13 protein-coding genes are annotated in these 11,738 nt (G+C 64.0%); 6 read left to right on the forward strand and 7 right to left on the reverse strand.

Translation table 11 applies throughout. From position 1 onward, the window contains the following. Nucleotides 1-11: 11 nt before the first annotated feature. Entirely contained in the window at nucleotides 12-521 is a 510-nt protein-coding gene (locus AC1D29_RS22660) for a tripartite tricarboxylate transporter TctB family protein (protein WP_477901674.1), read from the forward strand. A gap of 12 nt (nucleotides 522-533) precedes the next feature. Then, entirely contained in the window at nucleotides 534-2,024 is a 1,491-nt protein-coding gene (locus AC1D29_RS22665) for a tripartite tricarboxylate transporter permease (RefSeq protein WP_477901676.1), read from the forward strand. A gap of 76 nt (nucleotides 2,025-2,100) precedes the next feature. Here the strand turns inward: AC1D29_RS22665 and AC1D29_RS22670 are convergent, their stop codons facing one another. The 3 genes from AC1D29_RS22670 to AC1D29_RS22680 form a co-directional block, all read right to left on the reverse strand. After that, nucleotides 2,101-2,475, reverse strand: coding sequence for a hypothetical protein (locus tag AC1D29_RS22670; RefSeq protein WP_477901678.1), 375 nt, complete (start codon nucleotides 2,473-2,475; stop codon nucleotides 2,101-2,103). A gap of 754 nt (nucleotides 2,476-3,229) precedes the next feature. After that, nucleotides 3,230-3,784: a DUF427 domain-containing protein gene (locus AC1D29_RS22675; RefSeq protein WP_477901680.1), complete on the reverse strand. Its 555-nt coding sequence runs from the start codon at nucleotides 3,782-3,784 to the stop codon at nucleotides 3,230-3,232. Nucleotides 3,785-4,085: 301 nt separating this feature from the next. Continuing rightward, nucleotides 4,086-4,793, reverse strand: a complete 708-nt coding sequence (locus AC1D29_RS22680) for an alpha/beta fold hydrolase (protein WP_477901682.1) — start codon at nucleotides 4,791-4,793, stop codon at nucleotides 4,086-4,088. Here AC1D29_RS22680 and AC1D29_RS22685 point away from each other — a divergent pair. Together AC1D29_RS22685 and AC1D29_RS22690 are read left to right on the forward strand one after the other, a co-directional pair. After that, complete coding sequence (locus AC1D29_RS22685) at nucleotides 4,779-5,021, forward strand: hypothetical protein (protein WP_477901684.1); 243 nt, start codon at nucleotides 4,779-4,781, stop codon at nucleotides 5,019-5,021. The two genes, AC1D29_RS22680 and AC1D29_RS22685, sit on opposite strands and share 15 nt — an antisense overlap. A 335-nt stretch (nucleotides 5,022-5,356) precedes the next feature. Beyond that, nucleotides 5,357-6,121, forward strand: coding sequence for an SDR family oxidoreductase (locus tag AC1D29_RS22690; RefSeq protein WP_477901686.1), 765 nt, complete (start codon nucleotides 5,357-5,359; stop codon nucleotides 6,119-6,121). A 515-nt stretch (nucleotides 6,122-6,636) separates the two neighbouring features. Here AC1D29_RS22690 and AC1D29_RS22695 read toward each other — a convergent pair. The 4 genes from AC1D29_RS22695 to AC1D29_RS22710 are packed head-to-tail and all read right to left on the reverse strand — an operon-like array spanning nucleotide 6,637 to nucleotide 9,520. Beyond that, nucleotides 6,637-7,611, reverse strand: coding sequence for a pirin family protein (locus AC1D29_RS22695; protein ID WP_477901688.1), 975 nt, complete (start codon nucleotides 7,609-7,611; stop codon nucleotides 6,637-6,639). Between the two features lie 45 nt (nucleotides 7,612-7,656). Continuing rightward, nucleotides 7,657-8,247 carry an NADPH-dependent F420 reductase gene (locus tag AC1D29_RS22700; RefSeq protein ID WP_477901690.1) on the reverse strand — a complete coding sequence of 197 codons (591 nt, stop codon included), beginning with the start codon at nucleotides 8,245-8,247 and terminating at the stop codon, nucleotides 7,657-7,659. Nucleotides 8,248-8,293: 46 nt separating this feature from the next. Continuing rightward, nucleotides 8,294-8,902, reverse strand: a complete 609-nt coding sequence (locus tag AC1D29_RS22705) for an FMN-dependent NADH-azoreductase (RefSeq protein WP_477901692.1) — start codon at nucleotides 8,900-8,902, stop codon at nucleotides 8,294-8,296. Nucleotides 8,903-8,941: 39 nt separating this feature from the next. After that, a complete protein-coding gene (locus AC1D29_RS22710; protein ID WP_477901694.1) occupies nucleotides 8,942-9,520 on the reverse strand; it encodes a YceI family protein in 579 nt (192 codons plus the stop codon). A gap of 181 nt (nucleotides 9,521-9,701) precedes the next feature. On the opposite strand from AC1D29_RS22710, the gene AC1D29_RS22715 reads away from it, so the two are divergent. Next, nucleotides 9,702-10,619, forward strand: a complete 918-nt coding sequence (locus AC1D29_RS22715) for a LysR family transcriptional regulator (RefSeq protein ID WP_477901696.1) — start codon at nucleotides 9,702-9,704, stop codon at nucleotides 10,617-10,619. A gap of 920 nt (nucleotides 10,620-11,539) precedes the next feature. Beyond that, nucleotides 11,540-11,738, forward strand: a 199-nt coding sequence (locus tag AC1D29_RS22720; RefSeq protein WP_477899856.1) for a transposase, incomplete at its 3' end; no start/stop codon positions are given.

Raw genomic sequence — 11,738 nt, forward strand, 5'->3', positions numbered from 1 at the left:
AGACGCCGTCGATGAGCAGTTCTACTTCCAACTCAAGCCAGACGCTGGCCGGCATCGGCGTGCTGCTGGTCGGCGCCGTGATGGCCTGGGGCGCCACCTTCATTTCGGCCGAGGCCGGCTATGCCGGCGTGGGCCCCAACGCACTGCCCTGGCTGGTGTCGCTGGTGCTGATGGTCTGCGGCGGCTGGCTGGTGTGGGAGGCGCGCAGCGGCGGCTTCCGCGAGATGGAGACGCCCTCGGGCGCCGCGCGCGGTGACTGGCATGCCGTCGCCTGGGTGGTGGCCGGCGTCGTCGCCAACGCCAGCCTGATCACGACCATCGGCTTCATCCTGTCCTGCGGCCTGTGCTTTGCGCTGGCGGTGCGCGGCCTGCGCGTGGCCGAAGGCAAGGCCGCCGGCGGCCTGCGGCGCAGCGTCATCGACCTCGTCACGGGTATTGCGATCTCCGCGCCCGTGTTCTGGATGTTCACCAAGCTGCTCGCCATCAACCTGCCCGGGCTGACGGCCAGCGGCTGGCTGTAAAGGACGCCGGCCATGATGGATCTCTGGAACCAACTGCTGGGCGGCTTCGCCACAGCCGGCACGCCCATCAACCTGCTGTGGGCCTTTCTCGGCTGCGTGATCGGCACCGGCATCGGCGTGCTGCCGGGCCTGGGCCCCGCGGTGACGGTGGCCATGCTGCTGCCCATCACGTCGCAGGTGGAGCCCACCGCGTCGATGATCTTCTTCGCCGGCATCTACTACGGCGCGATGTACGGCGGCTCGACGACCTCCATCCTGCTCAACACCCCCGGCGAGACCGGCACGATGGTGACGGCGCTGGAGGGCTTCAAGATGGCCAAGAATGGCCGTGCCGGTGCGGCGCTGGCGACGTCGGCCATCGGCTCCTTCGTGGCCGGCACCATCGCCACCGTGCTGGTCACGCTGTTCGCGCCGGTCGTGGCGGATTTCGCCATCACGCTGGGCCCGCCGGAGTACTTCCTGCTGATGCTGCTGGCCTTCACGACCGTCAGCGCCGTGCTGGGCAAGAGCACGCTGCGCGGCATGACGTCGCTGTTCATCGGCCTGGCGATGGGCCTGGTCGGGCTGGACCAGATCACCGGCCAGGTGCGCTACACGATGGGCGTGCCCGAGTTCATGGACGGCATCGAGACCGTGCTGGTCGCCGTGGGCCTGTTCGCCGTCGGCGAGACGCTGTACATGGCGCTCTACGAGGGCCGCAGCACGCAGGAGATCAACAAGCTCAGCAGCGTGCACATGACGGGCACGGAGTGGAAGCGCTCCTGGCCCGCCTGGCTGCGCGGCACCTTCATCGGCTTCCCGTTCGGCACCATCCCGGCGGGCGGCTCGGAGATCCCGACCTTCCTCAGCTACGCCACCGAGCGCAAGCTCAGCAAGCACCCGGAGGAGTTCGGCACCACCGGCGCCATCGAAGGCGTGGCCGGCCCGGAGGCGGCCAACAACGCCGCCGTGACGGCCACGCTGGTGCCGCTGCTGACGCTGGGCATCCCGACCTCGGTCACCGCGGCCATCCTGCTCAGCGCGCTGCAGAACTACGGCATCCAGGCCGGCCCGCAGCTGTTCACGACCTCGTCCGCGCTGGTCTGGGCGCTGATCGCGTCGCTGTACATCGGCAACGTGATGCTGCTGGTGCTGAACCTGCCGCTGGTGGGCTTGTGGGTGAAGCTGCTGAAGATCCCCAAGCCGCAGTTGTACGCGGGCATCCTGATCTTCGCGACGGTGGGCGTCTACGGCATGCGCCAGAGCGCGTTCGACCTGTTCCTGATGCTGGGGCTGGGGCTGATGGGCGTCGTCATGCGGCGCTTCGACTTCCCGACCGCGCCGGTGGTCGTCGGCATGATCCTGGGCCCGCTGGCCGAGGCACAGATGCGCAACGCGCTGTCCATCGGCAGCGGCCACTGGGGCGTGTTCGTCGAGCGCCCGCTGTCGCTGGGGCTGCTGGTGCTGCTGGCGGCGGTGCTGGTGCTGCCGAGGGCGTGGAAGTGGTGGAAGGGGCGGGGCTGAGGCCGGTCAGAACCGCGCCGCTCAACGCAAAACGGCTCCCGAGGGAGCCGTTTCAGCATGCGACCGGATCGCGGACTCAGCTCACCGCTTCAGCTTCGGAGTGCGTCTTGCGGTCATGGCGCGAGCACAGCATCGCTGCCAGCCGTTCGGGCACATCGCTGTCAAAGCTCATCAACAGGTCCGAAGACTGGTCCGCAGCAGCCGCCTTCAAAACGTCGGCCACACTGGTCTTCTGCGCGTCGGTCGCGGGATGCCCGAGCTTGGCCTCCAGCAGCGCCACGGTCTCTTTGCGCAGGCGGTCCGACCCCAGGACATGCCACGCGTAATCGACTTCATACCGTTCCACGGCGTCCTTCAGGCTCTCGCCGTCCAGCCGTGACTCTTGCGCGAAGAGATTCAGCGTGCGGGTGCAGAGGCTCTTGGCGACGAGCGCCAGCAGTTCGTCTTGCATGACGGTATTTCCAGCAGCCATGGGCGGTCCTTGAACGGCAAATCGACCCACGAAGATTGAAGCTGTCCAAGGTCCATGGGCGGACCAGCGAACACCGCAGGCGAGACTCGGACCAGTGCAACTCGGCACGGAAACCGGTCGCCAATCCCAGAAAGCAAAAACCCCTGATTCCAATCGAAATCAGGGGCCTGCATTCTTGGTGGCTGGGGCGGGATCCAAAAATGCGCTACAGGCCGCGCAAACACTGCATCTTTCCCAGCAATCGTCGTCTTGGGTACACAGGTGGGTACACCAGACCAACAATCGGCGGCAACGTATCGTCTCGCCGACTAGGCGGATTATGTCATCTCGCCGGCCAGGATCACCCGACATTGCTCCAAAAGCGACGAGGCGTCTTCATCGCCAACCGGTGACTGTGAAAGTTGGATCGGACTAGGCCGACATCTTGGCGCGGCTTGCAGTTAAGCCCTGGCCGCGTATGGGACGTCGGCTTAAGGCTGCGTGCTGCCGCTCGGATTCGTCAGTCGTGGGGCAGCAATGTGCCCAAAGCCGAAATTAATCGGGTGGCAGCAGAGGCTGGCTGATGTCACCCAGATTTCGGAATCCAGTGGCCGCTACCGGCCGCAACGGTCATTGAAAGGCTCGGCAGCTGACCGACTGCTGGCCCACCGGTACCGGCCATTCGCCGACGCTCGCGCTTTGAACGATGGCGCGGGTTGCCATGTCTTGCGCGACGGGCCGCCAGCCCGCCTGGCTACCAATCTCCGCTGCCGGGTCCGCCTTTGAAGGGACCAGCTAGGTCGGGCGTGATCCAGCCTCCGTAAAAGCCGCCTGGCTGCGGCTGGACCTTCGCACCGCCAACGCTGCAGTCGAGAGGGTGGGCATAAAAAGCCACACAGTCGGCGAGCGGCTCTGCACCAGCCAAGGGATAGGGGTAGCTCCAGGCGACCTGGTCCAAACGGTGCGCGCCGTCAACGAGATTCCAATAGCGAGCCGGTCCCTTCCACTCACAGAATGAGCCGCCACCCGCGTGATGCAACAGCCCAAGCTGTACGTCGGCCAGCGGCAAGTAGAACGTCGGCGGATGGGCAGTCTCGCGCACCGCCCAGGCGGCACGTGTACGCGCCACCTCCCGGCTGCCCCACCGCACGACAATCTCGCGTGTCTCACGCACGAGCTCGGGCGGGCGCGGGAAATCCCAGACCGAATGCTGCCCCGATGCTGGGACGTCGGCGAACGGGGGACGGCCTTCTCCCCGCCAGCACCATTGCGCGCGGGCGCTAGCTAGTCTGTTGGAATCGCTGTTCATGAAGCGTCAAAGCATACGAGGCGGGGCGCAGTTCGAGGAACACCTAGGCGTCGCAGAACACTTAGCTGCTCGCCGTGTCCGGGATGTCGTCGCCATGCGCCTGCTGCCAAGTGATGTCCGTCAGCCAACCGCCTGATGTCTGCTGCTCAAACCGGCCAACTGGCGGTCTCAACCCTCAGGAGACATACGTCTGCCGGATCTCATTGCCGCAAAGCTGTCGCCGAATTCGAACTGCCGCCGGCGCGACCGATTCAAGGTGTACAGGGCGGCCCACCGGCTGAATCCCGGTCACCCTTTCGCCTCATCCATCCTGTTCATCGATGAAGCTTGCGACCGCTTCTCTCACCGAGCCGTCAGCGGCAAGCGAGAAGTGATCGGCGCCCGCGACTTCGAGATACCTGGCGTTTCCAAGAGATCTGGCCAGTCGTGGACCACGACCCAGCACCAGATCGTTCTCGCCGCTGACCACGAAAACGGGATGGGTGATGCGCTGCGCGTCTGCTACGGATAGCGGCGGATACGAGGCATCGGCGAACGCCTTCAGCGCCACCCGGTCGCCTCCGCTGGTCTCAATGAAGTTCCAATACATCGCCACGTGCCTCGGAAGATCCTTTGGATACTCGGAACGCGCCACCACCGCGGCGAGCCCAGGCAGGATGCGACTGAACTCATGTGGCGCCAGACCAATCAGCCCGTCCCCCGTTGCGATCAGTGCAACCCGGTTGATCCGCATCGGCACCGTCTGCAGCAGGCAAAGCGCAATGGCCGTCCCGATCGAATAGGCCACCAAGTCGACGCGATCCAACCCCAGGTGATCCAGCAAGGCCGTTACGTCGCCGGCTACGTTTGCCGTTCCATACGCACCTACGTCATGCGGCTTGTCACTCTGGCCATGGCCGCGGAAATCGAGACCGACGACCTGACACCCACGGCTAACGAAATCTTCCCGCCATCCAAAAGCGGAGAAATTCGTGTTGAAGTTGACCGTTCCTCCATGCAGGAAGACCACCGGGCGGCCTTCTCCTCGAACGTCGTAATGCAGACGGACGCCAGCGTGGTGAAAGACAGGCAAGAGATACCCCGCGAGAAGGAAGGGACAGCGACCAACGTTACATCACGCGATGCCGAGCCAGGCACCACCGTCGGCAGGCTTGTAGAGACCCTGGCTCCGATCGCGCGCAAACGCATTGGCCGGGTGGTGCCGGTGACATTGCCATCGAGAGGCAATTACACGTAGAGAGGTGACGATCTGTTCGCTCACGGGCTCAAATTGAGCATCCACTGAGCTGTCACTCCCGGGCATCGGCTCCTGGCCGGGAACGGCTTTCCCCTAGGGTCGCCGCAAGGTGACTTTGCGGGGCTGAACACGTCTGGCAATTCGCCGGTCGGCTGGCTGGCGCTCGAGATGAGCGTAAGCAGGACCGGCTGGTCGGTGTCTTCGGCCTGACAGGCGACGGGTGCCGTGATTGGGGCCATCGGCAAGGCAAACGGCTTTCGAGAAGCCTATGCTGCAGACGGGCCTTTGGCCGTTCGATCGGCCCGCGTCCGCCCGTTCATCCTCACGGAGGCTCCATGCCTAGACAGTTCAATGGCGAAGTCGCCCTCGTCACCGGCGGCAGTTCGGGCATCGGCCGCGCCACTGCGCTGCTGTTTGCCGAAGAAGGCGCACGTGTCGTCGTCGCAAGCCGGCGTGCAGAAGAATCGGAAGAAACCGTGCGGTTGATTAGGGCCGCAGGCGGTGACGCGGTCTTCTTCAAGACCGATGTCTCGCAGGCGGAGCAGGTCGAAGCACTGGTGGGCAGGGCCGTGGCGCAGTACGGCGGGCTGGACTTCGCCTTCAACAATGCCGGCATTGAAGGCGCGCCGTTCGTGCCGACGGCGAGCTATCCCGAAGCCATGTGGGATGACGTCATCGATGTCAACCTCAAAGGCGTCTTCCTAAGCATGAAGTACGAGTTGCCTCACATCGTGCAGAGCAAGGGTGCGATCGTGAACATGGCGTCGGTAGCCGGCCTATCAGGTGGCCGGCTCGGCGTGGCGTACTACGCCAGCAAACACGGCGTGATCGGGTTGACCAAGGCCGCCGCGCTTGAGTACGCGGACAAGGGTGTGCGCATCAACGCAGTGGCGCCTGCGGTGATCCACACACCGCTGGCCGAACGGGCCGGCTTGGCGATGGGCGACCCTCAGATGGCTGCGCGCGTGCTCTCGCTGCACCCAATGGGCCGCATCGGCGAGCCCAATGAAGTTGCACAGGCAGTGCTGTGGCTGTGCTCGAAAAGCGCTTCGTTCACCACAGGGCATGCGCTGCCGGTGGACGGCGGCTTCCTCATCTGATCGCCGCGAAGCTGCCTTCAGCGACCGTCCAGCCCTTGATCTGCAACGGCACGGGGTGTGGACGGGCCGGTGACAGCGCGTGGTGGTCAACCACAAAGCGTGGTGCGTGCAGCACCCTGGCAAAGTAGCCTGCGGCGCTCCTACGGCAATGGCGTGCCTGCTTCGCTGATCGGCGGCTTCACGACGTACAGCTGACGCACAGAAATCGATTTGTTCAACGGCCGCGTCGGCGGCAACGCTTATCGGACCGCTGAAACCGAACGGCAGCACCCAGCCTCCTGCTGCACCTGATCAATCTCGGCTATGGGCACGAAGCTGTCCCGAACGTCGCGGAACCGAGCTGCGGGAATGTGCCCAAAGCAGACCTCGTTCGAGTTACGGGTCCAGGCTGAGCTGAGTCATTCATATGCCGATACATCAGCGACAGCAGCCGCCCGGACCGGTCATTGAGCGCTGCTGGCACCGACCGGCAGTTTCGCCCATGAGAGCAGTCGCTTGACCACGGTCCGCGAACGTCAATCGGTTGACGCGAACCTTCCCCGCTTCGAGCCATGGTTCGGGTCGTAGACGCCCCAAGACCAATCTCCAAACCGGGTGTCTCGGTAGTCTACGTAAGCACGTCGGATTTCGTCGAGCGTGTTCATGACGAACGGCCCGTGCTGCACGACGGGTTCTTCAATCGGGCGGCCTTGGAGCATCAGTACATCAGCTTCCTTTGACCCATTGACCAGCTCGACCACGGCGGAGCAGTCGACCTCAATAGCAGAACGCGCGTCGACGCACTCACCGTCGATGGTCAGCGTGGAGCCCTTGAAGAAGAGGAGCTGCCTGCGCGTGCCGCTACCCGAGGCAGCCGGCAGCTGCCACCTCGCACCCGGCGCCATCTTCAACGTCCAGACGGCCAAGTCCGAACTAGGGTCTGACGCCCATGACCTTGAAGGCGGTGACGGCGGCTCTTGCATGTCCACTCCGTGCAAGGTGCCGACGATGCATGTGACATCGACGCCAGCTTCAACATGCCTCGGGATGTCCTCGGCCCAGAACATCTTGAAGCTGGGCTCAGCCATCTTGTCGCGCGCCGGCAGGTTTAGCCATATCTGAAACAGCTCCAGCGTGTTCGGCTTGAGGGGGTCCAACAAAGGGAACATCTCCGCATGCACGACGCCACTTCCCGCCGTCAGCCATTGCACATCGCCAGCGCCATACCGTGCTGTGGCCCCCAGTGAGTCGGAGTGGTCGACCACGCCCTGGCGGACGATGGTGATGGTCTCGAAGCCGCGATGTGGGTGGGCAGGGAAGCCCGGCACCGTCTGCCCGAAGTACATGCGCCAGGATTTTCCGGCACCTGTATCGGCAGGTGGTGGCTCAACCGGTCCCAAGTCGGCGTTCCCAGGTGGATAGTGGTCGAGGTGATAGGCGCAGACGAGAAACGGATCGATGGTTTCCCAGGGGGTGCCGAGCCGGGCGACGCTGATGATGGAACGGGGCATGAACAATCCGAAGAGAGCAGTGGGTGAGCCACCCGTGGGCGGCAGTCAGCTCAGCTTGATGAGGTTCTGCAGGATCAGCGGCCCGCCCATACCGATCAGCAGCCCGCCCTCGTTCGCCCTGCCCAGAGGGACCGGCGCGAAGCCCAGGTCCGCGACCAGCTTGGCCATCGCCGCCTCAGCGCCGGCGTCGTTGCTCGACACGAACATGACACGCCGACCACCGTTGACCGCAGGGTCTTGCGCGAGCAGCTTGGCCGGCAGCTGGTTCAGCGTCTTGACGACCTTCGCACCCGGGAAGGCGGCAGCCACCACGTCAGTGGAAGCCTGCCCCTTCAACTCTTCCGGCGAGATGCCGTAGGTGTTCATCGCGTCGACAACGACCTTGCCAGACCAGTTCGGGAGGGCACCGCCGACCGCCGCGTGAGCACGGAACGGAACAGCCAGGATGACGACGTCGGCCGCAAGAGCGTCCTGCAGCGCGACGGGAATCACCTTGTCGCCGAGTTCAGCAGCAAGGGATGCAATGGACTCTGGGCCGCGCGTGTTGGCGATCCGCACGGAGATGCCGCTGCGGGCGAAGTGGCGAGCCAGGGCGGTGCCGACGTTGCCGGAACCGATGATGGAGTAGGAGGTCATGATGATTCTTTCGATGGGGGTTTGAGATGTGCGAAGCGCGTGCCCTTCAGGCCGCAATCGCCTCGATGTCTTGGAGGGCCTTCGCGATGGCAGCGTCCTTGGCTTCCGGCCCGAACGCGATGCCTTCGGCGCGCACGACCTTCACGTCGGTCACACCGAGGAAGGCCAGCAGGCCAATGAGGTAGCTTTCCTGGTGCTCGAGCGCAGCAGCCGGGCTGCCGGCCGAGTAGACGCCGCCCCGCGCCGATGCGATGAAGGCCGTCTTGCCCTTGAGCAGCCCTTGCGGCCCGGTCGCGGTGTACTGGAAGGTCTTGCCGGCCACGGCGACGCGGTCGATCCAGGCCTTGAGCGGCGTCGGAATCGACAGGTTGTACATGGGTGCGCCGATGACGAGGACGTCTGCGGCGAGCAGTTCGTCCATGTAGGCGTTGCCCTTGACCAGGTCGGCGTTGATGGTGGCGTCGTCGCTGGTAGCACCCATGCGCGCGGCCATATGAGCGCCGGTGAGGTGCAAGGCGGGGTCGGCTGCAAGGTCCCGATAGGTCACCCGGATGTCCAGGTGAAGCGCCTTCTGGCGGGCGACGATTTCAGCAGTCAGCTGGCGGCTGACGGACGCGACGCCGAGGGCGCTGGAGTCAAGATGAAGGAGTTGCATGTTGGGTCTCGAAGTGGGTGGGGGTGGTTCGCAGCGGGCTTACTGCTTGACGGCTTCGACCTGCACGGCGAGCTTCACGGTGTCGGGGATGCCAAAGTTGATGCCCCAGCCGATGCCCCATTGGCTGCGCTGAATCGTGGTCTCGAAGTCACCGCCGCACACCTCGCGCTTGAGGATGGGGTTCGTGTAGCAGTTGAAGTTGGAGGCCTTCAGCACGACGGGGAGGGTCTTGCCCAGCAGCGTGAGTTGCCCCGCCACTTCGCTGACCTTGTCGCCGTTGAAGCTGAACGTGCTGGCGACGAACTTGGCGGTCGGGAACGCGGCGGCGTTGAGGAAGTTGTCGCTCTGCAGGTGCTGGTCGAACGCGGCCGTGCCGGTGCTGATGGAGCCGGTCTCGAGCGTCAGTTCGACCTTGCCGGTCTTGGCCGCCTTGTCGAGTTGAACAGTGCCTTCCTTCTTCTCGAACCGACCGCGGTTGGTCGAAGTGCCGAAGTGGGTGACCTCAAAGGTCACGAAGGTGTGCGTGGGGTCGATGCTGTAGGTTGCGACTTCCGCGTGAGCAGTGCCGACGAGTGCGGTGGCGGCGGCCAGTGCGGCCGCGATGAGGGTCTTGCGCATGGGACGGGTCCTTTGAGGGTGGCTTGCAGGAACTGGGGCTAAAACAGAGATGGGTCCCTGCTGCCTCCTATCCTTTGCAGCGATGACTGCATGGGAACGAATGATGGAGACCGGCTTTCATTCTGAGAAGCCGGTATATTGAGATTCGATCCATCTGTTTAAGAGATGGAAGGAGTCTCAATTGCTCGACGGCGTTTCCTTGGACCAGCTCAGGACGTTCATCGCCGCGGTGGACGAGGGCAGCTTTTCCGCCGCCGCACGCAAGCTCAACCGCGTGCAGTCAGCGGTGAGCGGCTGGGTCAGCGGGTTGGAGCAGCAAATCGGCGTGGTGCTCTTCGACCGCTCAGGCCGGTTTCCGAAGCTCACCGCGGAGGGTGTGCTTCTGCTGGCCGACGCCCGCAACATCGTGTCTGGTGTGGACACGCTGAAGGCCCGAGCCAAGCTGATGGCGGCAGGCCAGGAGACCGAGCTCTCGGTGGTGGTTGACGTGTTCTTCCCCACTGCGCTCGTCAGCGCTGCCGCAAGGGCATTTGCGAGCCAATTCCCTCTTACGCCGTTGCGCCTGTTCGTGGAGGGCCTGGGAGCGGCTTACCAGCCCGTGCTGGATGGGCGGTGCAGTTTGGGCATTCTCTCGACCTTGCCGGCTGTGACGTTCCCGTCGCTGGTGAGCGAGCGCTTGGGCGAATTGCCCCTGGTATCGGTCGCCGCGGCGAACCATCCGCTCGCGGCATGGGCAGATCGGATTCCCCGGAGCGAGCTGGCGAAGCACGTCCAGCTGGTGCTCACCGACCGATCAGACCTGATGGCAGGACGCGACTACGGCGTGGTGTCGCCGTCGACCTGGCGCCTAGCCGATCTGTCGACCAAGTACGCCTTCCTGAAGGACTGCGTCGGCTGGGGCGGCATGCCACTGCACATGGTCGAGAAGGACATCGCTGACGGCACCCTGGTTGTCCTCGATGTGGACGACATGCCGCGGACGGGCTTCATGTTGACCATGTCCGCGTATCACCCGGCTTCCGAACCGCCCGGGCCCGCGGGCAGGTGGTTCATTGACCACTTGAAACAGTCCTGGGAGTCCTTGCGGGAACTGCCCTGATGCCTTCGGCAGGAAGGCTCTTTCAGGGATACCCAGATGACGCTTGAGCGATCGGACGGTTGCTTGCAGCTTCCGCTGCAGAGATGTCGGGGTGAGGTGCGTGTGGCGCACCCTCGCCGCTCGAAAGCAGTCGTTGCTGCCATGTCGACAGGTGACTCGACGACTGCTTCCTGTCCAAGACCGTGAACCCGGCGACCTGCCGCGGATGACGGCACTCGCTGCGGAGCAGTCCTCCGCTGTCGATCTCGACCTTCCGCTTAGGGCACCAAGCTGCCGGCGTCCTGGCGGTCGGCGTTTCGAGAGGCAGGTCGGTGCCCAGAGCGGAAGTCGGCAATGGTGAAGTGAACAGCCAGAAAGGTGCCGTTCAACGTTGGACATGAGCGGCGGCCGGAAGCGTGCGAAGCACGTTGGACTACCCGTTGCCCGCTGCGACAACAAAGCGCCTGTCGCGTCGACAAGGTTCCTGTTTGAGAGCCACTAAGCTGCCACAAAGACAGGAATGCAAGAGGACGGCTTAGGCTGTCTGAGGCACTTCGGAGGTCAGCCCTTTAACAAAAGTATGGCAGCCGACCGAGAAGTTAGGGAAGGGAAAGACCGCGGTGCCCAAGTAGCGCCCAGCACTAGGATCAGCGTCGACATGACGTTAGGTCCGGTTCATCAGTAGGTGGCACATCGTCACGTCGGTCATGACAATTCATCAGAGAGGTAACTATGTATAAGGCTTTATCGGTCTCGCTCTGCTTTCTGCTGTCCGTTTCAGTTTCTACGCCCGCCATGTCCGGGGACACCTGCATTCCGCGAAATCCTGTCCCGGACTTCTGCTTCGACAATGCAAATTCCTGTCTTGATAACGCTCAAGATTGGTACGAGGCTGAACCGCCCCGGGTTTCGAGGAGGCTCCAACTCAAGAGAATGGAGCTATGAGGAAGTCCACGAAGTTTTCGCCTGAGGTCCGTGAGCGCGCCGTGCGCATGGTGCTGGAGCACCGCGCTGAGCACCCGTCGCAGTGGGCCGCCATCGAGTCCATCGCCGGCAAGATCGGCTGCGTACCGCAGACGCTGCACACCTGGGTTCGCCAGCACGAGGTCGACGCCGGCCAGCTCGAAGGCGCCTCGACCG

This window comes from Roseateles sp. P1_C6, from assembly GCF_056406315.1.

What these genes read in the sequence shown, in the direction of transcription:
- AC1D29_RS22660 (WP_477901674.1), top strand. Translation starts at nt 12, where the DNA reads ATGAGCAGTTCTACTTCCAACTCAAGCCAGACGCTGGCCGGCATCGGC.
- AC1D29_RS22665 (WP_477901676.1), top strand. Translation starts at nt 534, where the DNA reads ATGATGGATCTCTGGAACCAACTGCTGGGCGGCTTCGCCACAGCCGGC.
- AC1D29_RS22670 (WP_477901678.1), bottom strand. Translation starts at nt 2,475, where the DNA reads ATGCAAGACGAACTGCTGGCGCTCGTCGCCAAGAGCCTCTGCACCCGC.
- AC1D29_RS22675 (WP_477901680.1), bottom strand. Translation starts at nt 3,784, where the DNA reads ATGAACAGCGATTCCAACAGACTAGCTAGCGCCCGCGCGCAATGGTGC.
- AC1D29_RS22685 (WP_477901684.1), top strand. Translation starts at nt 4,779, where the DNA reads ATGCAGGAAGACCACCGGGCGGCCTTCTCCTCGAACGTCGTAATGCAG.
- AC1D29_RS22690 (WP_477901686.1), top strand. Translation starts at nt 5,357, where the DNA reads ATGCCTAGACAGTTCAATGGCGAAGTCGCCCTCGTCACCGGCGGCAGT.
- AC1D29_RS22695 (WP_477901688.1), bottom strand. Translation starts at nt 7,611, where the DNA reads ATGCCCCGTTCCATCATCAGCGTCGCCCGGCTCGGCACCCCCTGGGAA.
- AC1D29_RS22700 (WP_477901690.1), bottom strand. Translation starts at nt 8,247, where the DNA reads ATGACCTCCTACTCCATCATCGGTTCCGGCAACGTCGGCACCGCCCTG.
- AC1D29_RS22705 (WP_477901692.1), bottom strand. Translation starts at nt 8,902, where the DNA reads ATGCAACTCCTTCATCTTGACTCCAGCGCCCTCGGCGTCGCGTCCGTC.
- AC1D29_RS22710 (WP_477901694.1), bottom strand. Translation starts at nt 9,520, where the DNA reads ATGCGCAAGACCCTCATCGCGGCCGCACTGGCCGCCGCCACCGCACTC.